22 protein-coding genes are annotated in these 23414 nt (G+C 64.4%); 9 read left to right on the top strand and 13 right to left on the bottom strand.

The annotated features are described in order from the left end of the window. Nucleotides 1-3 precede the first annotated feature (3 nt). The 3 genes from ACZ1JV_RS05075 to ACZ1JV_RS05085 are packed head-to-tail and all read left to right on the top strand — an operon-like array spanning nt 4 to nt 2705. Entirely contained in the window at nt 4-783 is a 780-nt protein-coding gene (locus ACZ1JV_RS05075; protein WP_465148622.1) for a type III pantothenate kinase, read from the top strand. Next, complete coding sequence (locus ACZ1JV_RS05080; protein WP_465148623.1) at nt 780-2405, top strand: ribonuclease J; 1626 nt, start codon at nt 780-782, stop codon at nt 2403-2405. The genes ACZ1JV_RS05075 and ACZ1JV_RS05080 overlap by 4 nt, the downstream gene beginning before the upstream one ends. A gap of 9 nt (nt 2406-2414) precedes the next feature. Continuing rightward, nucleotides 2415-2705 carry a DUF1467 family protein gene (locus tag ACZ1JV_RS05085; RefSeq protein WP_465140257.1) on the top strand — a complete coding sequence of 97 codons (291 nt, stop codon included), beginning with the start codon at nt 2415-2417 and terminating at the stop codon, nt 2703-2705. A 69-nt stretch (nt 2706-2774) separates the two neighbouring features. Here the strand turns inward: ACZ1JV_RS05085 and ACZ1JV_RS05090 are convergent, their stop codons facing one another. Then, nucleotides 2775-5405: a coiled-coil domain-containing protein gene (locus ACZ1JV_RS05090; protein WP_465148624.1), complete on the bottom strand. Its 2631-nt coding sequence runs from the start codon at nt 5403-5405 to the stop codon at nt 2775-2777. A 69-nt stretch (nt 5406-5474) separates the two neighbouring features. On the opposite strand from ACZ1JV_RS05090, the gene ACZ1JV_RS05095 reads away from it, so the two are divergent. The 4 genes from ACZ1JV_RS05095 to ACZ1JV_RS05110 all read left to right on the top strand — a co-directional run bounded on the left by ACZ1JV_RS05095 (nt 5475) and on the right by ACZ1JV_RS05110 (nt 9426). Then, nucleotides 5475-5777, top strand: coding sequence for an Hpt domain-containing protein (locus ACZ1JV_RS05095; protein ID WP_465139912.1), 303 nt, complete (start codon nt 5475-5477; stop codon nt 5775-5777). Nucleotides 5778-5867: 90 nt separating this feature from the next. Beyond that, complete coding sequence (locus tag ACZ1JV_RS05100; protein WP_465148625.1) at nt 5868-7049, top strand: hypothetical protein; 1182 nt, start codon at nt 5868-5870, stop codon at nt 7047-7049. A gap of 35 nt (nt 7050-7084) precedes the next feature. Continuing rightward, entirely contained in the window at nt 7085-8035 is a 951-nt protein-coding gene (locus tag ACZ1JV_RS05105; RefSeq protein ID WP_465148626.1) for a hypothetical protein, read from the top strand. Further along, nucleotides 8035-9426, top strand: coding sequence for a sensor histidine kinase (locus ACZ1JV_RS05110; RefSeq protein ID WP_465148627.1), 1392 nt, complete (start codon nt 8035-8037; stop codon nt 9424-9426). Before ACZ1JV_RS05105 ends, ACZ1JV_RS05110 begins: the two co-directional genes overlap by 1 nt. 72 nt (nt 9427-9498) lie before the next feature. Here ACZ1JV_RS05110 and ACZ1JV_RS05115 read toward each other — a convergent pair whose 3' ends face one another. The 3 genes from ACZ1JV_RS05115 to gltX all read right to left on the bottom strand — a co-directional run bounded on the left by ACZ1JV_RS05115 (nt 9499) and on the right by gltX (nt 12648). Further along, nucleotides 9499-9723 carry a hypothetical protein gene (locus ACZ1JV_RS05115; RefSeq protein WP_465139908.1) on the bottom strand — a complete coding sequence of 75 codons (225 nt, stop codon included), beginning with the start codon at nt 9721-9723 and terminating at the stop codon, nt 9499-9501. Between the two features lie 173 nt (nt 9724-9896). Then, on the bottom strand, nt 9897-11180 hold the full coding sequence (locus ACZ1JV_RS05120) for a citrate synthase (RefSeq protein ID WP_465139907.1): 1284 nt from the start codon (nt 11178-11180) through the stop codon (nt 9897-9899). A gap of 13 nt (nt 11181-11193) precedes the next feature. Further along, nucleotides 11194-12648 (bottom strand): glutamate--tRNA ligase, encoded by a 1455-nt coding sequence (gene gltX / locus ACZ1JV_RS05125; protein ID WP_465148628.1) that lies wholly within the window; start codon nt 12646-12648, stop codon nt 11194-11196. Between the two features lie 125 nt (nt 12649-12773). Between gltX and ACZ1JV_RS05130 the strand changes: the two genes are divergently transcribed. Further along, nucleotides 12774-14855: a ComEC/Rec2 family competence protein gene (locus tag ACZ1JV_RS05130; RefSeq protein WP_465148629.1), complete on the top strand. Its 2082-nt coding sequence runs from the start codon at nt 12774-12776 to the stop codon at nt 14853-14855. A 163-nt stretch (nt 14856-15018) separates the two neighbouring features. Here ACZ1JV_RS05130 and lexA read toward each other — a convergent pair whose 3' ends face one another. From lexA to ACZ1JV_RS05150, 4 genes are all read right to left on the bottom strand, one after another. Further along, nucleotides 15019-15717 (bottom strand): transcriptional repressor LexA, encoded by a 699-nt coding sequence (gene lexA, locus ACZ1JV_RS05135; protein ID WP_465148630.1) that lies wholly within the window; start codon nt 15715-15717, stop codon nt 15019-15021. A 112-nt stretch (nt 15718-15829) separates the two neighbouring features. After that, nucleotides 15830-17050 (bottom strand): molybdopterin molybdotransferase MoeA, encoded by a 1221-nt coding sequence (locus tag ACZ1JV_RS05140; RefSeq protein ID WP_465148631.1) that lies wholly within the window; start codon nt 17048-17050, stop codon nt 15830-15832. Then, nucleotides 17050-17532 (bottom strand): cyclic pyranopterin monophosphate synthase MoaC, encoded by a 483-nt coding sequence (moaC, locus tag ACZ1JV_RS05145; protein WP_465148632.1) that lies wholly within the window; start codon nt 17530-17532, stop codon nt 17050-17052. The genes ACZ1JV_RS05140 and moaC overlap by 1 nt, the downstream gene beginning before the upstream one ends. Further along, the gene (locus ACZ1JV_RS05150) at nt 17529-17768 is read right to left on the bottom strand and encodes a hypothetical protein (protein ID WP_465139901.1); all 240 of its coding nucleotides are present in this window, start codon (nt 17766-17768) and stop codon (nt 17529-17531) included. Before ACZ1JV_RS05150 ends, moaC begins: the two co-directional genes overlap by 4 nt. A gap of 52 nt (nt 17769-17820) precedes the next feature. On the opposite strand from ACZ1JV_RS05150, the gene ACZ1JV_RS05155 reads away from it, so the two are divergent. Then, on the top strand, nt 17821-18663 hold the full coding sequence (locus ACZ1JV_RS05155) for an AraC family transcriptional regulator (protein ID WP_465148633.1): 843 nt from the start codon (nt 17821-17823) through the stop codon (nt 18661-18663). Nucleotides 18664-18666: 3 nt separating this feature from the next. Here the strand turns inward: ACZ1JV_RS05155 and trpC are convergent, their stop codons facing one another. From trpC to ACZ1JV_RS05180, 5 genes are read right to left on the bottom strand one after another with little or no spacing between them, the layout of a single operon-like run. Then, a complete protein-coding gene (gene trpC, locus ACZ1JV_RS05160; RefSeq protein ID WP_465148634.1) occupies nt 18667-19458 on the bottom strand; it encodes an indole-3-glycerol phosphate synthase TrpC in 792 nt (263 codons plus the stop codon). Between the two features lie 19 nt (nt 19459-19477). Next, a complete protein-coding gene (gene trpD, locus ACZ1JV_RS05165; protein WP_465149782.1) occupies nt 19478-20470 on the bottom strand; it encodes an anthranilate phosphoribosyltransferase in 993 nt (330 codons plus the stop codon). Between the two features lie 5 nt (nt 20471-20475). Continuing rightward, the gene (locus ACZ1JV_RS05170) at nt 20476-21087 is read right to left on the bottom strand and encodes an anthranilate synthase component II (protein WP_465148635.1); all 612 of its coding nucleotides are present in this window, start codon (nt 21085-21087) and stop codon (nt 20476-20478) included. Continuing rightward, nucleotides 21084-21884 carry a phosphodiester glycosidase family protein gene (locus ACZ1JV_RS05175; RefSeq protein ID WP_465148636.1) on the bottom strand — a complete coding sequence of 267 codons (801 nt, stop codon included), beginning with the start codon at nt 21882-21884 and terminating at the stop codon, nt 21084-21086. The genes ACZ1JV_RS05170 and ACZ1JV_RS05175 overlap by 4 nt, the downstream gene beginning before the upstream one ends. Then, nucleotides 21881-23392, bottom strand: coding sequence for an anthranilate synthase component I family protein (locus ACZ1JV_RS05180; RefSeq protein WP_465148637.1), 1512 nt, complete (start codon nt 23390-23392; stop codon nt 21881-21883). The genes ACZ1JV_RS05175 and ACZ1JV_RS05180 overlap by 4 nt, the downstream gene beginning before the upstream one ends. Nucleotides 23393-23414: the final 22 nt, after the last annotated feature.

Genomic DNA, 23414 nt, shown 5'->3' on the forward strand with positions numbered 1-23414 from the left:
TCCATGCTGCTCGCGATCGATGCCGGCAATACCAATGTCGTTTTCGCGCTTTTCGAAGGACGCACGCTGCGCGGCCGCTGGCGCATCGCCACCGATCCGCGCCGCACGGGTGACGAATACGCGGTCTGGCTGATGCAATTGCTGTCGATCCGCGGGGTAGACCCCAAGGCGGTGGAAACGGTCATCATCTCCACCGTGGTGCCCCGCGCGCTGCACAATCTCGAAATCCTCTGCCGCCACTATTTCGAAGTCGAACCGCTGATCGCAGGTCGCGGGAAGGCTGAATACGGGATCGATATCGATGTCGATCAACCGAGTTCGCTGGGAGCGGATCGTGCGGTCAACGCCATTGCCGCGCATGAACGCCATGGCGGCGACCTGATCGTGGTCGATTTCGGGACTGCGACGACGTTCGACGTGGTGGACTATCACGGCGCCTACAAAGGCGGTATCATCGCGCCGGGCATCAATCTCTCGCTTGATGCACTGGTGGGGAACACCGCAAAGCTGCCGCGCATCGCCATTGCCGTACCCGAAACCAAGTCGGTGATCGGCCGCAATACCGAGGACCAGATGCTAATCGGCGTCTTCTGGGGCTATGTTGCGATGATGGAAGGCCTGATAGCCCGCATGCGGGCAGAGATCGGCCGCCCCGCGAAAGTGATCGCCACGGGCGGCCTTGCCGTCCTGTTCGACAAGGCGACCGATATTTTTGACGCCGTAGACGCCGACCTGACGTTGGAAGGCCTTGTGATTCTAGCCGAAAGGGCTGCCAAGAAGTGATTCCGGGTAACGAACTGCTGTTTTGCGCGCTGGGTGGGTCCGGCGAGATTGGCATGAACGTCAATCTCTACGGCTGCCAGGGCAAGTGGCTGATGGTCGATCTTGGCATGACCTTCGGCATGAACGAGTACCCGGGTGTCGATCTGGTATTTGCCGACCTTGAATTCATCGAGGGCGAGCGGGAGAACCTGCTCGGCATCGTGCTGACCCATGCGCACGAAGATCATATCGGCGCCGTGCCCTATTTCGCCGAGGAACTCGGCGTACCCATTTATGCCACCCCCTTCACCGCGCGCCTCGTCGCCGCGAAGCTGGAGGAAGCGGGCATTCTGGAAGACGTGGAACTGATCGTCGTCGAAGACCTCGAGCGGTTCGAACTGGGGCCTTTCGGCATCCGCTATGTCCCGCTGGCGCATTCGATCGCAGAGGGCAACGCGCTGCTGATCGATACGCCTTACGGCAAGATCTTCCACACCGGTGACTGGAAGCTGGACGATGAGCCTCAGGTCGGCACACCGGCCACCTCGCAGGAACTGACCGCGATCGGTGACGACGGCGTTCTCGCGCTCGTCTGCGATTCGACCAATGTGTTCAATCCGCAGGCTTCCGGTTCCGAAGGCGAAGTCTATCGCGGGCTGCTGGAGGAAGTGAAGAAGCACCGTGGCAGGCGAGTGCTTGTCACGACGTTCGCCTCCAACGTGGCGCGTCTGCAGACGCTGGGCGATGTGGCGCGTAAGACCAATCGCAAACTTTGCGTTGCCGGGCGTTCGCTGGACCGCATCATCGAGACGGCGCAGGCCAGCGGCTATCTTGGAAAGCTGCCGGACCTGGTGGACATCGATACCGCGATGGACTTGCCGCGCGGCGAAGTTCTGATCGTCGCGACGGGCGGGCAGGGGGAGCCGCGCGCGGCACTTTCCCGCATTTCGGAGGGCAACCATCCGATCAAGCTTGAAGCCGGCGACGTGGTGCTGTTTTCCAGCCGCCAGATCCCCGGCAACGAAATCCCCATCGGCCGCATCCAGAACCGCCTTTCGGATGCGGGCATCGTCATCGTTACGGACCGCCAAAGCCTGATCCATGTCTCCGGCCATCCCGGACGGCCTGAGCTGGAAGCGCTCTATGGCTGGATACGGCCCGAAATTCTTGTGCCGGTGCATGGCGAAGTTCGCCATATGCGCGAACAGGCCCGGCTCGGGCTTGAATGCGGCATTCCCAAAGCGATCTTCCAGAAGAACGGCGATCTCGTTCGCTTGGCGCCCAGTCATCCGGGCAAGTTCGGGGAAGTGCGTGCGGGGCGCTTGATCCTCGACGGCGATATCATCGCGCCCGCGGATGGCGATGCCATGGTCATGCGCCGCCGGATTTCGTTCAACGGCGTCGTATCGGTCGCCGCTGACCGCAAAGGCCATGTGCAAGTCGCTGCCATCGGCCTTCCGCTTGATGAGGACTACGCGAAGTTCGTCGAGGAAGCACAGCGCGACGTGGCCGATGCGCTCGGGCGGGCGAAGAAGTCCGACCGTGAGGTTCGCGTCGAGGCAGCGCGGTTGGCCGCGCGGCGCGCGGCAACGCGGTGGTCCGGCAAGAAGCCGCAAGTGCAGGTATTGCTGCTGGAGGATTGAGCGATGGCCATGCAATGGACTTCGATGGTGGCGATCTATGGCCTGTTCTGGGTCCTGAGCGCGTTCCTCGTAATGCCGTTCGGTTTGCGGACGCCAGATGAAGTGGACGGCTATCAGGTGGAGAAGGGACATGCGACCAGCGCGCCTGTGAACTTCCGCCCCAAGCTGATTGCAAAGCGCGCGACGATCCTCGGCGCCGTGCTGTTTTGCCTCTATTACGTGAACTATGCCGAGCAGTGGATCACGGTGGACGATCTGAATTTCTTCGGAAAGCCGCCGGTGCAAGATCTGGGATACTAAGCCGCTGACGGTTCGGTATGCGAAAAGAGGCGAGGGATTCCGGATCCCTCGCCTCTTTTCGTTTTCCGGTCAGCTGCGCAGGCGTTCAATGCCTTGCGCGAGCGCCACGTAGAGCTTGCCCATATCCGACGAGAGCAGCGTGACGCCCAGGGCATTGCCGTCTCGTGTGGAGAGTATCTGGCGCAGGATGGCCTCGAAATCGTGGATGTAGCGGCTGACATGCTCGCGAAACGCGTCGTCGCGCTCGAACAGTTGCTGGATTGATTTTACCTCGCCGGCGTCAAGCAGCGCCACGGCCCGCCGGGTGAAGATGCCACGATCGCCGCGCAGATAGGCGGCCCAGGACGTGTCCGAAACGTCGGTGGACAAGGAGTTTGCAATGTCGATCGCGTTCGAATTGAGCGATTCGGTGATAAGTGCCACGCGCCGGGCGAAATCATTGTCGACCTGCTCTTCGGCACGTTCGCGGGCGTGGGCGACGCGATTTTCCAGATTGCCCACCAGTTCGTCGACTTTGCCCAGCTGGTCGCGCAACTGGATCGTCGCTTCACGGGTGGCGCCGGATGCGTGGGCCACGGCTTGATCGAGCTGCCCGGTTACTTCGGCCACCCGCTGGCGCATTGCCTTGTCGATGGCCTGGGCGCTTTCCGAACCGAGCGATTCGGCCACGCGGCCGATGCGTTCGACACTGTCCGTCTCGATGGCATCGACGGCACCGGCAAGTGTGCCTTGAAGCGCCACCACAGCGTCGCGCAACTCGCCTTGAGCCTTTCCGGCGGCGTCGCTCGTGGCGATCTCGATCGCCGATACGGATTGGCGCAATTCGTCCAGCAGCCTGGCGTGCGCCTGCCCGCTTTGGGCAAGATCGGCCTGCGCTTCGATCAGTTCGCTGGTCAACGCCTTGAGGCTGCTGCCCGTGCTTTCCACGGTGCCGGCAAGTTCCGCACTGTTGCCGTTCGAGGCGTGCAGGGCGTCCAGCAGCGTGGAAATGGCAGTTTGCAGGCGGTTGAGGCGGTCTTCCGACACGGCCAGCGACTCGGGCAGATCGTGATTGGCGTAGCGTGCGCTGCCCTGAATCAGTTCAAGCAGGCGCACGCTGGATTCGGTCAGGCGGTCCACCTCACCATCGGTGGCGGTCAGCGTGGCCCGGGCCGCGGTGAGGCGATCGGTCAGCGAGGTCAGGCTGGCAGCGAGCCGTGCTTCGACGCTCTCGCTGCTGGAAACGATGCCGTCGAGACGCGCCTGGTAACGGTCCAGCTCCGCAGTGATGGCGCCGGCGCGTTCGCCCAGCGTCGCGGCTTGCAGGCGATGGCGTTCCAGCCTTTCCGCAATGCCGCTGTCGAGATCGCCGAGCATGAGTTCGATCCGCGCAGCGGCAGATCGTTCGTACTCGGACTGGCGCGACTGTCGTTCCTCCATTTCGGAGGCGAAATGTTCGCGGCGAGCGGCGATAGTGCCGTCCATCTGCTCCGCGTCGGCCGCAATCGCTTCCAGACAGGCACGCAAGGCGCCGATGGCGACATCCTGCGTGCGGGCGATGCCGCGGGCGACTTCGCGCTGTTCGTCCTCGAGTTCTTCCAGCGCCTTGCGCCAGGCCTCGGCAGCGCGCCCTTCGCTTTCACGCAGGGCGCGCGATACCACGTCGCTTTCCTCACGCAGTGAAACCAGGCGGGCGCGCAGGGAGGTAAGGCTTTCCTCCTCATGCCGGTCAAGCTGCGCGCGGGTGTCGGCTATTTCGCTTTCGAGCGCGGCGGCGCGGGTGCGAATGCCGGCGAGGGCCTCCACTTCATGGCGGTCCAGATCCGTCCGGAATGCCTCACCACGCTCCGCCAGCGCTGCAAAGCGTTCGTCGGCGAGGCTACCCATCTGATCGCACCGGTTCGTGAATTCATCCAAGGCCGTGCCCACGGCTTCCCGCAGGCGCGAGACCTGCCGTTCGCTGGCCGAACCGAATTCGTTGAGGCGGTTGAAACCGTTGATCATGTCCTCAAGCTGGACATGCGCGGCGCGCCCGGCATTGCCGATATTGTTCGTAACGTCCTTCGCGGAACTGGCGATCACGGGAAGCTGGCTGCGCAGTTTCTCCATGTTGTCCAGCGCGGCTACGCTGACATTGCTGATGGAATCGATCCGGCCGCCATTGTCACGGATAAGATCCTGAAGGCGTTCGGCATTTTGAGAAAGGCGCTCCGTGGCGATCCGGCCGAGCGATTCCAGATCGCGGGACTGCGCGGCGACGAATTCACGCGCCAGGCTCAACTCGCGATTGACCGTGACCAAGCGCGCCTCAAGATTGGCGGATTCCCGTGAAAGGGTCTGCGCAATGCTCCCGAAACGTCTGGACTCGCGCGCGCTGTGACGCATGGCCAGCAGCCAGGCAAGACCGATCAGCAGGAGCGGCACCGCCCATGTCGTCAACACGGCAGGCACGGCGCCGAGCGGCAGGGCCGCCAGCAGCGGCCATTGCGACCAGATGAAGAAACCGGTCCATCCGAATGCCATGGCCCCGGCAAGGGCGGGGGCGATCCAACCGGCGGCGCGGGGCGTTTCCTGGATTTCGACAGGCGTGAATGCCTGCTGCCATTCTTCCTGCGACGGCGCCATGATGCCGTTCCCGATCTCCGTCATGACCGGCTGCGATTCCGCGCCATTTTCGTCATGGTTCGCGCCGAACGCGATGATCCTGTTTTCCCCAGCCATGGCGGCAGGATACCATGTGCGCCGCGCCAATAAACCCTACTTTAACCCTTCCCGGATTAAGCTGGGGAAATGGCATATGAAGCAGGCGCACTGGAAGCGACCCTGGCCGCTGCGGCCGGAGGAGACGCGGAACTCTTCGCCGAGCTGCGGGCATCCTATATCGAAAGCATAGCGAGGCAGGCAGATCTGCTGTCGCGATCGCGGTGCGACGGGAATTGGCACATGGCCGCCATGCGGCTGAAGGGCATCGCGGCCAGCTTCCACAGCGCACCCCTGCTGACTCTGGCCGAAGAGGCGCTGGACGCGGCGCCGGGCGATCCATCGATCGTCCGCCGTCTGAAATCCTATCTGGCAGAATTTTCCGACAGCTGATTGCAGGCCCGCGCTTGGCACCTGCCCATGCCATGTCTACATGGTCGGGGGCGCTGGAGGGTTTACAAGCTGCGTATCGCATTGCTCGCCATGACGGAGCCCGCCGCAGCGGGGCAGGCGGTTCCGCGCGCGTTCCTGCGCGTGGGCGGGGCAACGCTTGCCCGCCATCAACTGGGCCTGGCGCTGGCGATGGACTGCCAACGGGTCATCTGTATCGCGCGAGGGGCGTCGCCCGAACTCATCGCCTTGCAGCACGCGGCTGAGGATGCCGGGTTGCAATTCTACATTTCCACCGGATCCCGCCCGCTTTCCGGGCTGGTGACGGCGAACGACGAACTCGTCGTCGTCAGCGAGGGGCTTTTCGTCGATCCCGCTCGGGCGCCGGCGCTGTTCGACGGTGTCGCGCCGGCAGTGCTGGTGCAGCCGGTCGAGAACGCGTTGGCCGAAGGGTTCGAGCGTATCGATCTCAATCGTGCGGGAACCGGGCTGATGCAAATCCCGGGGCGCCTGATCGAGCAATTGCACGAGCTTCCGGCCGATTGCGATGTGCCTTCGGCGCTCATGCGGATCGCTCTGCAGTCCGGCGTGCCGATGCGGGAAATTCCGGCGGATCTGCGCACCGGCGCGAACTGGCGGCTGATCCGCTCCGATTCGGAGGCCTATGCGGTAGAGACCGAATGGCTGCGCACCCGTTTCGGCGCGGGCGAACCGATGTCGCCCGGCCGGTCGCTGGCGCGGCAGGGCGTGATAATGTTCGGATCATCGCTGCTCCATGCAGGAAATGCCAGCAACGCATTGAGTGCGGCGGTGCTCGTCGTGCTGGCGATTGCCGGGGGTTTCGCTTGGTTCGGGGTGCTTTCCGTCGCCTTCCTGTTCACCGCGCTGGGCGCCGTGCTGATCGAGGCCAGCCGCCTCATCCGATCGGCGGAGCGGCAGGCGCTGGGCCAGCTGCCGCCGGCCATTCCCCGCGCGAATGTGCTGGGTTGGCTGATCGATACGACATTCGGCCTGCTGATCCTTGCCGGAGTGACCCGGCTCTTCGGCGAAACCCTGCTCTCGTGGATGTTCCCGCCGGCGATGCTGATGATGTTGCTGGCGCTGGTGCCGCGCGTGGTGGCGGGGGCGGCGACGCGGTTGATGGGCGATCGTGCCTTGCTTGGCGTGGTACTGGCGCTGGCCGCCGGTTTCGGGCAGGTAGAGCCTGTGGTGGAAATCCTGGCGATCGCCTTGGTCATCCTCGGCATGGCTCTTCCGCTGCGCCGCAAAGGATAACCGAGGCTTAACCAAGTACGAGGTAGATGGGACGGATGATCGACAATGCTGTCCATCCGGCCGACGTTCAGACCGTGGAGGCCCTGTTGCGCGCAGAACTCGCGCGGGGTGACGCCCTCGCTGCGAGCGTGCAGCCGGTATTGCGGCATCTGCTGGCTGCGCAGGATGGCGCCTTGTTCAGTGACGAGGTGCTTGCCCGCGTGCGCGGGATGCTTGGCGATCTTGCGCGCGGCCTGCTGGAAACCGCTGCCGATCAAGCGGAACCGGTGCCGTGCGGCGAGGAGTGCGACGCGCTTGTTCGCGCGTTGATGGATCATCGATCGCTGCTGGCCCATGTCCATGCACTGGCATTGGAATGGCATTGGACCGACCGGTTGCAGGGGCGTCTTGCGCTGGATCCGGTCGTTTCTCCGTTGGTGCAGTCGCTCGTCTCGTCCGAGCACGAGGCGACGCAATCGCTGGCGATGACCTGGCTGGCATCGCAGGCGCGCTGGTGCCAGATGCAGCGCCGGATGGGGCTGCCCTTCACCGAATTGCCGGGTGAACTGCTCTACGGCGCGCTTCAGGCGATGCGGGCTGCCCTTTCCGGCACGCCGGGTGCTGCTGTGCGAATCGCCGCGGCGGAGGCAGCCGTGCGGGCGCGCTATGAAGAAGCGACAAGCCGCCTTGGACTTGCCGCCCGACTGGTCATGGCGCTCGGCACCAGCGGAGGTACGGCCCTGATGGTCGGCTATGGCGGGCTGGCGCTGTTCCTCTCCGCTCTGGCGCAGCGGTCCGGCGTGGGACGTGACGATCTGGCGCTGTCCACACATCAGGCTCAGGCGACTCGCCTGGCGCTCGCCTTGCGAGCAGCAGGCCTGGCGCCTGATGAAGTGAAGCGGCAGATGGTGGTCTTCCACCCGGCACAGGCTCTTCCCGAATCGTTCGAGCAGATTGGCGCGGACGCAGCAGCGTCCATCCTAGCCACCGGGGGGGTGGGCGGCTGATGCTGGCGGTCGGCAACATCGTGGCGCGGGCAGAATGCGACGGGCAGGATTGCCTGTCGCGTGCCGATGAGCCGCTTGCTGGCTTGCAAGAGCGCTGCGGCGGCACCGTTCCCGGTGCGGTTGCCATTCCGGATTTGCTCGATCTGATCCGTAAGGCGCGTGGATACGGCTTCCGCCTGGCGCGTGCGATCACCGCTTTCGACGGGGCGGAATTCGTTACCGCGTGGGTGGAAGTGCAGCCGCTTTACGGCGAGGAAGCCGACGGCGAGGCGGGGTGCTGCGAGATTGTGGTCCGCAACTGGCAGGCGACGCCAATTCCGGTGGAAGACACGGCCTCTACCGATTTGCGCCGGACCATGATCGATCGGCATCTCGCAGAACTGACGGCGCGGCTTGACGGTGCCCAGCGGGTGCTTTCGGTCGAGAGCGAGAGTTCGGAACTGGCTGAGGTGGCAGCGGCGATGGCAGCCGGACGCGGCCGCCCATGGACGGAATTCCTGCCCCCCGACAACGTCACGCACAAGCAACCGCTCCATTGGCGCCTCCTGGACGGGGTATCCGTGTGCGTCGCCGGATCGCAACGACCCTGGCGGGTGGCGCTGGTGCCGCAATTCCAGCCCGGATTCGATCCGACCGGCTTCGAACTTCTCCTGGTTTCGGATGCGCCGGCGGCGATGGCGGCAACACGGCCCAGTGCGGAACCGTTGACGCAGCGCGGTCTGGTGGGGCAGGATCTGGCACCGGTGCTGCGCCAGCCGATTGCCCGGATCATCGCCAACGCCGAAACGATTCGCACGCGCCTGGCCGGCCCGCTGCCCGATGCTTATGCCGAATATGCTGGCGAAATTGCTGGCGCGGGAAAGCTGTTGCTGGCCTTGCTGGAAGACCTTGCCGACCTCGAAGTCGTCGAATCGGACAATTTCAGCACCGTCTCCGACCATCTGGACCTTTCCGACGTCGCCCGGCAGGCGGCCGGCATCCTCAACGTCCGGGCGCGTGAAAAAGGCATCAGTATCGAAGTCCCGCACCCAGCGGAGACACTTCCCGCAGTCGCGGAATTCCGGCGCGTGCTGCAGATCCTGCTCAACCTGATCGGCAATGCGATTCGCTATTCGCCTGAAGGCTCGCAGATCTGGGTGAGGCTGGAGTCCGCGGGCGGACGTGCCTGTGTAACCGTCGCGGACCAGGGCGCCGGCATAGCGCTTGCGGATCAGGACCGGGTGTTCGAGAAGTTCGAACGCCTCGGCCGTAGCGGCGACGGGGGCTCCGGCCTGGGGCTCTACATCTCGCGTCAGCTTGCCCGGGCGATGGGCGGCGACATTTCTGTCGAGAGCGCGCCGGGGCAAGGCGCCCGGTTCCTGCTCCAATTGCCGAGCGACTACGAGACCTGACCGCTTTTCAGGTCATTCGCCGACAATTCGGCCTATTTTCTTGATGTGCGGTGGATGCCGGCCGGAGCGCGCCTAGAGATGATTGCCGCTGCGCCCGTTATTGTTCCGACAGGCCAGCCATAACAGGATAACGCCGACGCAGGCCATAACGGCACCGCGAACGGCCCATCCGCGATCGTCGATCATGAAACTGTTTGCCGGCCAGAGTACCAGGCCGGTTCCCTGGCCAACCCACAGCGCGCCGAGCGCGATGGCTAGCAATCCGATGACGAAGGCAAGAATTCGCAAGAACAGCATCTTAATGCCCCTGTTTCGGCCCAGTGGCAGGATAATGACAACTTGCGGCCAATTTGTGGCTTGCGCAACCTTATCCGCAATTATCCGTGAAAATGCAAAAAGGCCCCCGCTTTCGCGAGGACCTTTGAGAGCGTTGCCGCGCCGAAGCGCAGGCAATACCGTAAATGCTGGGATCAGCGCTGTGCCATCGGCACGTAGTCGCGCTGCGTCGGGCCGGTGTAGAGCTGACGCGGACGACCGATCTTCTGGCCGGGATCCGAGATCATTTCGTTCCATTGCGCCACCCAGCCCACGGTGCGGGCAAGAGCGAAGAGCGCGGTGAACATCGTGGTCGGGAAGCCGATGGCCGAGAGGATGATACCCGAATAGAAGTCGACGTTCGGGAACAGCTTCTTCTCGGCGAAGTACGGATCGCTGAGCGCGATTTCCTCGAGGCGCAGGGCGGTCTCGAACAGCGGATCGTCGACCTTCAGCGCGTCGAACACTTCGCGGACGGTCTTCTGCATGACCGTGGCGCGCGGATCGTAGTTCTTGTAGACGCGGTGGCCGAAGCCCATCAGGCGGAACGGATCGTTCTTGTCCTTCGCGCGGTCGATGTAGTGCTGGATCTTGTCCGGCGTGCCGATTTCCTTGAGCATGTTGAGCGCGGCTTCGTTCGCGCCGCCGTGGGCAGGGCCCCAGAGGCAGGCGATGCCGGCGGCGATGCACGCGAACGGATTGGCACCCGACGAACCGGCAAGGCGCACGGTCGAGGTCGAAGCGTTCTGCTCGTGGTCGGCGTGGAGGATGAAGATGCGGTCCATCGCCTTTTCGACGGCGGGGATCACTTCATATTCTTCCGCCGGCACGCCGAAGGTCATGCGCAGGAAGTTGCCGGTGTAGCTCAGCTTGTTGTCCGGGTAGAGGAAGGGCTGGCCAACCGAGTACTTGTACGCCGCAGCGGCGATCGTCGGCATCTTGGCGATCAGACGGTGCGAGCTGATCTTGCGGTGCTCGGGATCCGAGATGTCGGTCGAGTCGTGGTAGAACGCCGAAAGGGCGCCGACCACGCCGCACATGATCGCCATCGGGTGGGCGTCGCGGCGGAAGCCGCGGTAGAACGTCGCCAGCTGCTCGTGGAGCATGGTGTGGCGCGTGATGGTGTTGGTGAAGGTGTCCAGTTCCTCTGCGTTCGGCAGTTCGCCGTTCAGCAGAAGATGGCACACTTCCATGAACGAGGAGTGCTCGGCCAGTTGGCCGATCGGATAGCCGCGGTGCAGAAGGACGCCCTCGTCACCGTCGATATAGGTGAGCGCGCTCTCGCAGCTGGCCGTCGACGTGAAGCCGGGGTCGTACGTGAACTTGCCCGTCTGGGCGTAGAGCTTCCGGATATCGATCACATCCGGGCCGACACTGCCCTTGAGCACGGGATAATCGAATTCCGTGCCACCAGCATTCAGTTTGACCTGATCACCCACCAGTTCTTACTCCTTATATGTGCGACCCGGTCGTGGCGTCCGCCTGCGCGCCAATGCGAGCAAGGCTTTCGTCCCGGCCGAGCAGAACCAATACGTCGAAAATACCCGGAGAGGTCGTCTGACCAGTCAGGGCGGCGCGCAGCGGCTGCGCGAGCTTGCCGAGGCCCAATCCCAGCTCCTCGGCCATTGCCTTCAGTTGCGCTTCCAGTGCCTCCAGGGCCCATTCGGACTCTCCGGAAAGGCGCTCATGGATCGCCGCAAGGCGCGAACGCCCTTCGTCGGTCAGGAGTGCCTGCGCCTTCTCGCTCATGGCAAGCGGGCGCTGGGCGAACAGGAAGGCGGCGCCTTCGGCAAGTTCGTTGAGGTCCTTTGCGCGGACCTTCAGGACAGGCATGGCCCGCGTCAGCAGGGTCATGTCGGGATCGGTGAATCCGGCCGTTTCAAGGCGCGGCTGAACAAGGCCGGCAAGCCGGGCGTCGTCCGCTTCGCGCAGATAGTGGCCGTTGAGGTTCTGCAGCTTGGCGATGTCGAAGCGCGAGGGGGATTTGCCGACATCGGCCATGTCGAACCATTCGACGGCCTGATCGCGGCTGATGAATTCCTCGTCGCCGTGGCCCCAGCCGAGCCGCAACAGATAATTGAACAACGCTTCGGGCAGGATGCCCATCTCGTCGCGATACGAATCGACGCCGAGCGCGCCGTGGCGCTTGGACAGCTTGGCGCCGTCCGAGCCGTGGATCAGCGGCACATGGCCGTAGACCGGCACGTCCCAACCCATGCCGTGGATGATCACCAACTGGCGGAAGGCATTGTTGAGATGATCGTCGCCGCGCAGAACGTGGGTGACACCCATGTCGTTGTCGTCGACCACGACGGCCAGCATGTATGTGGGGGTGCCGTCCGAACGCAGGATGACGAAATCGTCGATCTCCTCGTTCTTCACGGTGACTTCGCCCTGGACCAGATCCTGAATGGTGGTCTCGCCCTCACGCGGGGCTTTCACGCGCACGACGTAAGAACGGTCCGCAGGCCAGGTGGAGGGATCGGCATCGCGCCATTCGCTGTCGATGCGGAACGGACGGCGTTCTTCCTGCGCCTTCTGGCGGCGCTCGGCCAGTTCCTCGGATGTGAGGTAGCAGCGATAGGCGTGGCCGTTGGCGATCAGTTCGGCGGCGACTTCGGCGTGGCGGTCCGAGCGTGCGAACTGGAACTCCGCCGGTTCGTCACCGCCAAGGCCAAGCCAGTTCAGACCGTCGAAGATAGCCTCGATAGCGGGCTCGGTCGAGCGGGCGCGGTCGGTGTCCTCGATGCGGAGGAGGTACTTGCCGCCGAAATGGCGGGCGTAGAGCCAATTGAACAGCGCCGTGCGCGCACCGCCAATATGGAGAAAACCCGTGGGCGAGGGGGCAAAGCGCGTGACGACGGTCTTTCCACCCGTCTGTCCGCTCGATGCGCTGCCGCTTGCCATTGTCCTTACCTTCCGTCCTTATGTCGACCATGGGGAGCCAGGCCGCCACGATCGATGATCCCGATGTTCCGGCCCTCGCCGGAGCCGCTGCATTGCAGCATCGCCCATGGATCAGCCAGAGCCACATGTCGAGCAGTTTGGCTGGTGTCGAGTGTTTTCTTTCGAACTGCACTTTCGACCGCGGACCATGGCTTGCGGTGGGCTTCGGGGCCGGAATTTCGGCGTGGTTTACCATGCCAGACGCCCACTGGTGGATTGCGTTTTGCGCAATTTGTGCGAGCGGTGCAATCGGACTCGGCGTCTGGCGGCACGGTCGGGACAATTTTCCGCTGCTACGTCTCGCCGGAATGTCGTTCATGATCGTCCTGGCGCTTGGTTGTCTGGCCGCCTGGGGGAGATCGACGGTGATCGGGGCGCCCCCGATTCCCCGGCCCTTGACCGGTACGTTCGAGGGTCGCGTGCTCGCGATCGAGGAAATGCCGGCGTTCAGTCAGAACCGTCTGCTGCTGGCAATGCGGGAGCCTGGCACGGGCCGGGCGATCAAGGTGCGGCTGAGCCTGCCCCATGATTTGGGGGTGATGGGCGCGGGCCAGGCACCCGAGACGGGCGCCCTGATCCGGTTTCGCGGAAGGCTGGTCCCTCCTGCCGCTCCGATGCTGCCGGGAAGCTACGATTTTGCGCGCGCTGCCTGGTTTGCAGGGCTTTCGGCGTCCGGACGGGCGCTGGCACCCGTCGAGGTTTTGGAGCCCGGGAACGGGACGGATGTTTTCGCGGCATGGCGGGCCGACCTCTCCGGACATATCCGGTCTCAGCTTGAGGGCACAAAGGCCGGGATTGCCATAGCCTTTGCAACGGGAGATATGGGCGCAATCGCCGCGGATGACGCGCAGGCGATGCGCGATGCGGGATTGGCGCACCTGCTTTCCATCAGCGGGCTTCACGTCAGCGCCGTGATCGGCGCAGTCTATTTTCTTGCCATTCGCTTGCTGGCGCTTTCCCCCGCGATCGCACTGCGATGGCGCCTGCCGGTGGTGGCTGCGGCCTTGGGTGGTCTGGCGGGGATCGGCTATACCCTGTTGACGGGATCGCAGGTGCCCACCGTCCGCTCTTGCGCGGGCGCCCTGCTGGTGCTGGGCGCGATGTTGCTGGGGCGTGAAGCGTTGTCGGTTCGAATGCTGGCGACCGGGGCGTTTCTCGTCATGGTGTTGTGGCCTGAGGCTATCGTCGGTCCCAGTTTTCAGATGAGTTTTGCGGCGGTGCTTACATTGATCGCGGTGGCGAAGGCAGCGCCGGTGCGTCGCTGGATGGCGCCACGCGATGAAAGCGTGCCGATGCGAGTCTTGAGGTCGGCAGCGCTGATGCTGGTGACCGGCGTCGCGATCGACCTGGTTCTGATGCCGATTGCCCTTTATCATTTCCACCGTGCAGGCGTTTTTGGCGCGCTGGCCAATCTCGTGGCCATTCCGCTGACGACTTTCGCCGTCATGCCCCTTGTGGCCATTGCGCTCCTTCTCGACGTCGTCGGTCTTGGAGCGCCGGTATGGTGGCTTGCAGGCCACGCCATTGCGCTCCTTCTTGAGCTTGCCCACGTCGTTGCGGATATTCCCGGCGCGGTTCGCCTCCTTCCGGTGATGGGAGCGGGGCATTTTCTCCTGTTCGTCACAGGCGGTTTGTGGCTGGCCTTATGGTCGGGGAAGGTGCGTTTTCTCGGTCTCGTTCCGGCGTTTGCGGGTGTCGCCGGATTGGCGCTGATCGGTCCTCCCGACATTCTGGTGAGTGGTGACGGCCATTACATTGGCATGACGGTGGGGGATGGGCGCCTGGCTATCCTGCGTGAGAGCAGAAGCGGCTATGCGCTGGACAACATGTTGGAAGTTACCGGGCAGCGCGAACTGCCGCTCGCTCTGCCCGGACAGCGTGAGGTCCGATGCAATAACGACTTTTGCGCGGCGGCCTTCCGGCGAGGTGAGAGGATGTGGCATGTTCTGATCGCGCGCAGCGATGCTTATGTGCCGATCCCTTCGCTGGCACGGGCCTGCGGCCGCGCGGATATCGTCATTGCCGATCGCTCGCTGCCGCAAAGCTGCAAGCCGCGATGGCTGAAAATCGATCGTCCCATGCTGAAGCAAACGGGCGGGATCGTTATAGATCTGGAAGGTCAGGCGCTGCGAACGGTGGCCCAAAGCCATGGTAGCCACGGCTGGTGAGATATTTGGAGGGGTTGATCCGACTGCCTCGGATCAACCCCTCCAACTCCCGTATATCCCGTTTTCCGAACCATCCGGTGTTTTCACCCGATTGGAAAACACCCCAAGAATGTCGCGAGCCTGTGCAGCGATGCCAGTCCGGCGATCGGGTCCGTACCCCTTGTCAGTGATAGCGGCGCAAAATGCCTGCGAGTTTGCCCTGAACCTGCACTTCCCCGGCGCCGTAGATCTGGGGCTCGTATGCGGCGTTCGCCGGATCGAGCCGAACCTTTGGCCCTTCGCGGCGGAGATACTTGAGGGTGGCTTCCTCACCGCGGATGAGGGCCACCACGATTTCCCCATCGCGCGCCGTGTCGGTGCGCTTAACAAGCGCCAGATCGCCATCGAGAATACCGGCCTCGATCATCGAATCACCGGAAACCTCAAGCGCATAATGATCTCCCGAGCCCAGCAGGGCTGCCGGCACCGGCAGCGTCGCCTGACCTTCGATTGCCTCGATCGGAACGCCGGCGGCGATGCGGCCGTGTAGCGGTATCTCGATTACGTCGTTGGCCGGTTCCGGAGCCCGCGGAGCCGCGCGCAGTGCAGCGGGCGCTTCTCGCGGTGTCGCAGGCGTGGCGGCGGCAGCAGGGGCCTTATTGGTCACATCGTCAGGCTGGCGAAGCACTTCAAGGGCGCGGGCCCGATTGGGGAGACGACGGATAAAGCCGCGTTCCTCCAGCGCCGAAATCAACCGGTGAACGCCCGACTTCGATTTGAGGTCCAGCGCATCCTTCATTTCTTCGAAGCTGGGCGAGACCCCGCTTTCTTCAAGGCGAACCTGAATGAACCGGAGCAATTCGTGCTGCTTGCGCGTCAACATCTGGCTGCCTCACCTGCTTCGCCGAGATTGGCGGTCTGTTCCCTTCGCGAAGAACACATGGAGGTTCATTCGCGAACAATGAGGGAACAATTAAGCAACGAATCCGGTAGCGTCAAGCAATACCGCCATTCTGGAGCAAGTATACCCAAACCGTATCCCCGCGATTGGCAGCGGGGGCGTTGCCGGGGCGATCGATAAGAACATTGCTTGTGGCCAGAGAGACCAAGGCGCTGCTGTCCTGCACGCTATGGGCGCTGACGGTTTCGCCATCCCAAAGGCCGCGCACGAATTCGCGTCGATCGCCGCTGGGCGGCAAGGCGTCGGCCAAGCGGGTCAGCAACGGCATCTGTGCAGGCCTGCGGGCGCCGAGCAACGCGCGAAGAGCCGGCAACATGAAATGGTATGCGGTTACGAGACTGGAGACCGGATTCCCCGGCAATCCGATCACGATCTGCGCGCGCTGGCCGCGCGCTTTTCGCGCCACCAGCAATGGCTTGCCCGGCCGGATTGCCACGCGCCAGAAATCCAGATCGGCACCCCATGCTTCGAGTGCGGGACGAACGAGATCATGATCGCCAACGGAAACGCCGCCGCTGGTAACGATGACATCCGCGTCACCGGCAGATTCGAAGGCGCGGATCAGGGCGTCGAGATCGTCGCCCACCGGGCCGATTCTGTCGACCGCGACCGGAAGGCTTTGGCCCATCGCGGCGAGCATGGCGCCGTTGCTGGCGGGTATCTGATGCGGTTCGCAGCATTCCGGATCCACGGCCAGTTCGTCCCCGCTGTCGATCACGACAAGGCGCGGTATCCTTCGAACCGGCAAGTGCTTGTGCCCCGCCACGATCGCGAGTGCGGCCTGGGCGGCGCCGATACGGGTGCCGGACGGCAGGATTTCCCGCCCCTCGGGGAAGTCCATACCCTGGCGGCGTATATGTTTGTGCAGCGGGGTGGGGCCTTCGCCGGTCAAGGTGACGCGATGCTGATCGCGCGTGACATCTTCCTGAAGGATGACTCCTCCTGCGCCGGCAGGGATCAGGGCGCCGGTCGAAATGCGAATGGCCTGCCCCGGCGTGACGGCGGCTTCGTAAGGATGCCCCGCGGCACTTTCGCCCACGACATGCCAGGGCCCGGCGGTATCGCCTTCCGCAACCGCGTAGCCATCCATTGCCGAAATGTCGCGCGCGGGCTGAGTCCTCCGGGCAACCAGGGGTTCGGCCAGATAGCGGCCGAGGGCGCTGGGCACATCGACGCGCTCGACCGGCGTGGGCTCGACAAGCTGCAGCAGGCGGTCCTGGGCATCTTCCAGCGAGAGCATGGGCTGCCGGGCCATCAGATCGCGCCTGCCGCGATCCACACGCCGGACTTGCCGCCGCGCTTTTCGATCAGCCGTATCGCGCCGATCACCATGCCTTTGTCGAGTGCCTTGGCCATGTCGTAGATCGTCAGGAGGGCAATGGAAGCTGCCGTAATTGCCTCCATTTCGACGCCGGTCTTGCCTGTGAGCGAGGCCGTGGCGATCGCGCGGATGCCGTCTTCCTCGAAACGGAAGTCGACGTTGACCGCGTCGAGCGGCAGCGGATGGCACATCGGAATCAGGTCGGAGGTCTTCTTTGCCGCCATGATCCCCGCAATCCGGGCCGTTCCCAGCACATCGCCCTTGGGCGCATTGCCGGCGCGGATCGCGTCGAGCGCCTCCCGCGTCATGGTGATGAGTCCGGATGCGATGGCGAGGCGTTGGGTATCCGGCTTGGCGCCGACATCCACCATGCGGGCGGTGCCATCCGAATCGATGTGGGTGAGGCTCTTGGTCATTTCGGGCGGCTCATGTGCGTTGCAAGGTGACAGGTCGGTTGACACAGTTGACACGGTTCTGAAGTGAAATAGCGGAAGGCACCGAACTGGCGAATTTTTGCGCTTTCAACGAAAAACGGGCGACTGGTCATGGCGTTGCGATGGCAGATTTCGTCACAGTAGGACAGGAACCGCAAGGCGAATTCCGCAAGATCGGTCAGGCAGGCCGGATTCCTTCGTGCCAATACGGTGGCCATGACGCAAACCCCGAAATCACCTGGACTATTCCAGCGGCGCTATCTGGAACGGATGGCGCAGGTGGTGGAGCGGATCGAGGCTGAGCCGGACGCCGCGCTCGACCTCGAAACGATCGCGGCCTGGGCGGGGTTTTCGCCTTTTCACTTCCATCGACAGTTTCGGGCGCTGTGCGGGATGCCGCTTCAGCGCTTCGTGCAGCTTTCGCGGCTGCACCGGGCCGGAATGCAGCTTGCCTTCAAGCCCGGCACGCGGGTGATCGATGCGGCGCTGGATGCCGGGTACGAGACGCCCGAAGCCTTCGCGCGGGCATTCCGTGCGCAGCTCGGCCAGACGCCATCGGCGTTTCGGTCTTCGCCGGATTGGTCGGCATGGGAAGCGGTGAGCGCGTCACTTCAGGCAGCAAGGAGCAGAGCCATGAATGACGTGATGACGGCAAAAGTCGAAATCCGGGAATTCGCACCCATTCGCGTAGCGGTGTTGGAGCATCGCGGCGATCCTGCGCTGATCGGGGATAGCGTTCGCCGCTTTATCGACTGGCGTCGAGATGCCGGATTTACCCCGGAGAAAAGCCGCACGTTCAATGTATTCCCAACCGATCCGCGCACATCACCTGAAGATGATCACCGGGTATGGCTGTGCGCGTCCGTGCCCTCATGGTTTGTTGGCGACGATAAGGTCAGGATCGAGGAAATCCCCGGCGGGCGCTGCGCGGTTCTGGCCGTGACAGGCCCGGCGATGGATCTGGAAGGACCCGCGCTGCATCTCTATCGCGATTGGCTGCCCGGCAGCGGCGAGGCCCTGCGCGACTTTCCGCTCTTTTGCGAGCGGGTGCGCCTCTATCCGCAGGCGTCTGCGGCAGAGGCGCTTACCGAATTGATGTTGCCGCTGGCCTGAGGATCAGGCGCCGGTCAGCAGCGCGCGGGTCGCCGCTTCGACGTCAACCTCGCGCATCAGGCTTTCGCCAACGAGGAAGGTCCGCGCCCCGCAACCCGAGAGTCTTTCGAGGTCGGCGTGGGTATTGATGCCGCTCTCGGCCACCAGCAGCGTGCCTTCGGGGGCCAGCGGAGCGAGGCGCTCGGTGGTGCCGATATCGGTGACGAAGCGCTTGAGATCGCGGTTGTTCACGCCGATCAGCCGCGATTTCAGGCGACTTGCGCGCTCCATCTCGGATTCGTTGTGAACTTCGACAAGGCAGTCCATGCCGCGCTCGTGGGCGGCGGCTTCGATTTCGGCCATCAGCACGTCGTCGAGCGCGGCGACGATGATGAGGATCGCGTCGGCGCCGATCGAGCGGGCTTCGGCTACCTGCCAAGGGTCGACCATGAAGTCCTTGCGGATCACCGGCAGCGCGCACGCAGCGCGTGCGTCCATCAGGAAGTCCTCATGGCCCTGGAAGTACGGTGCGTCGGTCAGCACCGAGAGGCAGGCCGCGCCGCCGCGCTCATAGGCCACGGCATGTTCGGCCGGACGGAAATCAGGCCGAATCAGGCCTTTCGATGGCGAAGCTTTCTTGATTTCGGCGATCAGCGCGAAGCCGGTTGCAGCCTTGGCGCGCAGGGCCGCCTCGAAACCGCGCGGGGCGGTCTGATAGGCGGCATGGGCGTCGAGGTCGGCCATGGTCGCAACGGTCTTGCGCTCGGCAACTTCCTCGCGCTTGGTGTCGCAGATTTCGGTAAGCTTGTTGGACATTGTAACCCTCTCGCGCGGCTCAGGCCTTGAGCGCGGAAATCCAGCAGTTGAGCAAGGCGTTGGCGAGGCCCTTGTCGATGGCTTCGGCCGCTTCCTCCACGCCTTCGCGCCAGGTTTCGACCTCACCCGCCACGATCAGCGCGCCGGCGGCATTGAGCAGCACGGCGTCGCGATAGGGGCCGTGTTCGCCCAGCAGCAGGCGGCGCAGGGCATCGGCATTGAAGGCGGCATCACCGCCCCGGATAGCGCCGACCGGCGAGAGCGGGAGGCCCACGTCTTCCGGCCCGACGCGGCGCATCGAGAGTTCGCCGCTGCGGATCTCGGCCACTTCATTGCCGCCGGCAAGGCTCAACTCGTCGAGCCCTTCATCGCCGGAAATCACGAAGGAGTGCTCGCTGCCAAGGCTCATCAGCGCCTCTGCATAGATCGGCACATAGGCCGGGCGGGCGATGCCGACGAGCTGGCGGCGCACATTCGCGGGGTTTGCGAGCGGGCCCATCAGGTTGAAAATGGTGCGGCGGCCGATCGCCTTGCGGATCGGCATGATGCGGCCCATCGAGGGATGATGACGGGCGGCGAACAGGAAGCAGATGCCAAGATCGCCCAGCGTCTCTTCCGCCGTTTCGGCCGCGCGGTCGAGATTGAGGCCGAGCGCTTCCAGCGTATCTGCCGCGCCGGCCTTGGAGCTGGCGGCGCGATTGCCGTGCTTAGCGACCGGCACGCCGCAGGCCGCGACGACCAGCGAAACTGCGGTCGATACGTTGAGCGTGTGATGCCCATCGCCGCCAGTTCCGCAAACGTCGATGGCGTTGGCAGGGGCGTCGATGGGGATCATGCGGCTGCGCATGGCGCGGGCGGCGCCGGCGATCTCGCTCGCCGTCTCACCGCGCTCGGTAAGGGCGAGGAGGAAGCGGACGACGGCGTCGTCACCCACGCGGCCATCGAGAATGGCGCCAAAAGCCTCTTCGGCCTCGGCTTCCTCGATAGGGTGGAGAGGATCGGGCAGGATCATCGTCGTCATGCTACCTTCAGGCCGGTGTCGAGGCGAACCGGGAGCTTTGGCTCGATGCCGCAAGTCCGCAGGAAGTTCGCCAGCATTTCGTGGCCGTGCTGCGTGGCGATGCTTTCCGGGTGGAACTGCACGCCTTGGATCGGCAGCGTCGCATGGCGGAAGCCCATCACATGGTTGTCGTCCGAACGCGCGTTGACCACCAGTGTCTCCGGAATGTCCTCGACGATCAGCGAGTGGTAGCGCGTGGCCGTGAAGGGCGAGGGCAGGCCGGCGAAGACGCCGGTACCGTCATGGGTGACGGGGCTGGTCTTGCCGTGCATCAGCCCGCCGCGCACGACTTTGCCGCCGAAGTACTGGCCGATCGATTGGTGACCGAGGCACACGCCGAGCAGCGGCTTTCCGGCATCGGCCGCAGCGCCCACGAGGTCCAGGCTGATGCCGGCCTCGTTGGGGGTGCAGGGGCCGGGCGAGATCAGGAAGCCCTGCGCGCCGCTGGAAATCGCCTGTCCGGCAGAGAGTGCATCGTTGCGCACCACTTCGACTTCGGCGCCCAGTTCCATCACGTAATGGACCAGGTTCCAGGTGAAGCTGTCATAGTTGTCGATGACGAGGATCATGGCCTGTCCTTTCCGCTAGAGCCCTTTGCGCTTTTCTCGACGACGATCAAGGGGCCGAGCGGCGGTCCGCCGTCCACGCGCCCATGTTCGGGGTCCCATAGCGAGGACACGCTGCCGTCGAGGAACAGCGCGTTGGGGCAATCGAGCTTGTCGCGGAATAGCCGCGCCAGTTTGCCGAACGAGACCGGCTCGTCCGAAATCACGAAGTGGGCGCGGCCCTGCCGGTCCACCCCGACGGCATTGCGCAGTTTGAGCGACTGGCCATCGGCGTCGATCTTCGGGTGCAGTTTGCCATCGATCACCAGCATCGGGCCCGACTGGGTGCCGAAATCCGGGCGATTGTCGACATGGGCGGCGAAGTCCTCGCTCGTGCGGACCTGCCAGTGGCCGGCAGCGTCGCCGAAGAACACCCCATTGGGCAGGAGGTGGAAATTGCCCCAGCCCTTGTTGGTGTTGATCGCATGGACGCGCTGACCCTCGATCACGGCATAGCCGATGGGCTTGCCGTCGGCGTCGAACATGCCGCCGTTCATCGCGAAGGCGACCGCGGGGCTGCCCGAGGGCCGGCTTACCGCAAGCTGCGAGAGGCTGCGATAGGGCGCGCCATTCTTCGGCCCCAGAACGAGGTGGATCGTGTGGCGACCGGGCGTGGCGGTGCAGTGCGTGAAACTCGCGCCTTCGAACGAAGCGCCTTCGCAGGGCGGCGGAGGCGGGGCTTCCGCCTGCTTTTGCGGCTGCTGGGCGCCGGACGAACAGGCAACGAGTGTGAACGCAGCCGCCAGAGCGGCGCGCTTCACTGGCCGAAACCCGGTTCTCCGGCGACGCGGATCGCTTCGCGCGCGGCGGCGAACAGGGCGCCGGACTTGGCCTCGCACTCGCGATGCTCGTAGTCGGGATCGCTGTCGGCCACGATGCCGGCGCCGGCCTGCACATGGAGCACGCCGTCCTTGAGCACGCCGGTGCGCAGGACGATGCACGAATCGACCGTGCCATCCGGCCCGAAGTAGCCGACGCCGCCGGCATAGGCGCCGCGCGTTTCGGGTTCGAGGCTGGCGATGATCTCGCAGGCGCGAACCTTGGGTGCGCCGGAGACGGTGCCGGCCGGGAAGCCCGCGAAGACCGCGTCGATGGCATCGTGCTTGTTCGTATCGAGCCGGCCGATCACGTTCGAGACGATGTGCATCACGTGGCTGTAACGCTCGATCGTGTAGCTGTCGGTCACTTCCACGGTGCCGGCGGCGGAGACGCGGCCGACATCGTTGCGGCCGAGGTCGAGCAGCATCAGGTGCTCGGCGCGTTCCTTGGGATCGGCCAGGAGGCTGATCTCGTTGGCCTTGTCCTCGGCCACCGTCTTGCCGCGCGGGCGGGTGCCGGCGATCGGACGGATCGTGACTTCGCCTTCGCGCACGCGGACCAGGATTTCCGGGCTCGAACCGATCAGCGCGAAGCCGGGCAGGTCGAGGAAATAGAGGAACGGTGAGGGATTGATGCGGCGGAGCGCGCGGTAAAGCGCGACCGGCGGCAGCGGGAATTCGCAAGTGAAGCGCTGCGCCAGCACGATCTGGAAGATGTCGCCTGCCTCTATGTAGTCCTTCGCGCGGGTGACCATCGCCTTGTAGTCATTGGCCGCCATCACCGGCGTGCGCACCGGCTCCGGCAGGTCCGCGATGGCGGGCGAGGCGGGGAAGGGCTCGGCCAGCTTGCGCAGGGCTTCGTCGATCCGCTCGGCAGCGGTTTCGACAAGGCTCTCCGGCGCGCCGTTTTCCGGCCAGAGCGGGGCAACGCAGAACAGTTCGTCGCCCAACCGGTCGAACACCAGGATCAGCGAGGGGCGGACGAACAGCATGTCGGGCAGTTCGAGCGCGCTTTGCGGCGCGCGCGGCAGCTTTTCGACAAGGCCGATCGTCTCGTAGCCGAAATAGCCGACGAGGCAGGCGAGCGCCTTGGGCAGTTCCGCCGGAACGTCGAACCGGCACGATTCGACGAGGCGACGCAGTTCCACCAGTGCGTCGCCGGGCAGCGGCTCGAACGCCTCGCGGTCGTGCTGCCACTTGCGGTTGATCGCGCAGGCATGGCCCTCGGCGCGGAACACGAGGTCCGGATCGAGGCCGAGCAGGCTGTAGCGGCCGCGCACAGCGCCGCCTTCCACCGATTCGAGCAGGAAGTCGCCGCGCCCTTCGGTGAAGAGCTTCAGAGCGGCGGCGACAGGCGTTTCGGTATCGGCGACGAGGCTGCGCCAGAGCAGCGCGGGCTTACCCTCGCGCAGCCGTGACAGTGCCTCTTCGCGATCCGATTCGCGCTTCATCTGGGTGGGTGTCCTTTACTTG

It is taken from the genome of Novosphingobium sp. BL-S-19, from assembly GCF_055521675.1.

What these genes read in the sequence shown, in the direction of transcription:
- ACZ1JV_RS05085 (WP_465140257.1), top strand. Translation starts at nt 2,415, where the DNA reads ATGCAATGGACTTCGATGGTGGCGATCTATGGCCTGTTCTGGGTCCTG.
- trpC (WP_465148634.1), bottom strand. Translation starts at nt 19,458, where the DNA reads ATGTCCAACAAGCTTACCGAAATCTGCGACACCAAGCGCGAGGAAGTT.
- ACZ1JV_RS05155 (WP_465148633.1), top strand. Translation starts at nt 17,821, where the DNA reads ATGGCGCAGGTGGTGGAGCGGATCGAGGCTGAGCCGGACGCCGCGCTC.
- ACZ1JV_RS05150 (WP_465139901.1), bottom strand. Translation starts at nt 17,768, where the DNA reads ATGGCCACCGTATTGGCACGAAGGAATCCGGCCTGCCTGACCGATCTT.
- ACZ1JV_RS05180 (WP_465148637.1), bottom strand. Translation starts at nt 23,392, where the DNA reads ATGAAGCGCGAATCGGATCGCGAAGAGGCACTGTCACGGCTGCGCGAG.
- lexA (WP_465148630.1), bottom strand. Translation starts at nt 15,717, where the DNA reads ATGTTGACGCGCAAGCAGCACGAATTGCTCCGGTTCATTCAGGTTCGC.
- ACZ1JV_RS05075 (WP_465148622.1), top strand. Translation starts at nt 4, where the DNA reads ATGCTGCTCGCGATCGATGCCGGCAATACCAATGTCGTTTTCGCGCTT.
- moaC (WP_465148632.1), bottom strand. Translation starts at nt 17,532, where the DNA reads ATGACCAAGAGCCTCACCCACATCGATTCGGATGGCACCGCCCGCATG.
- ACZ1JV_RS05105 (WP_465148626.1), top strand. Translation starts at nt 7,085, where the DNA reads ATGATCGACAATGCTGTCCATCCGGCCGACGTTCAGACCGTGGAGGCC.
- ACZ1JV_RS05115 (WP_465139908.1), bottom strand. Translation starts at nt 9,723, where the DNA reads ATGCTGTTCTTGCGAATTCTTGCCTTCGTCATCGGATTGCTAGCCATC.
- gltX (WP_465148628.1), bottom strand. Translation starts at nt 12,648, where the DNA reads ATGGCAAGCGGCAGCGCATCGAGCGGACAGACGGGTGGAAAGACCGTC.
- ACZ1JV_RS05130 (WP_465148629.1), top strand. Translation starts at nt 12,774, where the DNA reads ATGTCGAGCAGTTTGGCTGGTGTCGAGTGTTTTCTTTCGAACTGCACT.
- ACZ1JV_RS05090 (WP_465148624.1), bottom strand. Translation starts at nt 5,405, where the DNA reads ATGGCTGGGGAAAACAGGATCATCGCGTTCGGCGCGAACCATGACGAA.
- ACZ1JV_RS05110 (WP_465148627.1), top strand. Translation starts at nt 8,035, where the DNA reads ATGCTGGCGGTCGGCAACATCGTGGCGCGGGCAGAATGCGACGGGCAG.
- ACZ1JV_RS05140 (WP_465148631.1), bottom strand. Translation starts at nt 17,050, where the DNA reads ATGGCCCGGCAGCCCATGCTCTCGCTGGAAGATGCCCAGGACCGCCTG.
- ACZ1JV_RS05170 (WP_465148635.1), bottom strand. Translation starts at nt 21,087, where the DNA reads ATGATCCTCGTCATCGACAACTATGACAGCTTCACCTGGAACCTGGTC.
- ACZ1JV_RS05095 (WP_465139912.1), top strand. Translation starts at nt 5,475, where the DNA reads ATGGCATATGAAGCAGGCGCACTGGAAGCGACCCTGGCCGCTGCGGCC.
- ACZ1JV_RS05100 (WP_465148625.1), top strand. Translation starts at nt 5,868, where the DNA reads ATGACGGAGCCCGCCGCAGCGGGGCAGGCGGTTCCGCGCGCGTTCCTG.
- trpD (WP_465149782.1), bottom strand. Translation starts at nt 20,470, where the DNA reads ATGATCCTGCCCGATCCTCTCCACCCTATCGAGGAAGCCGAGGCCGAA.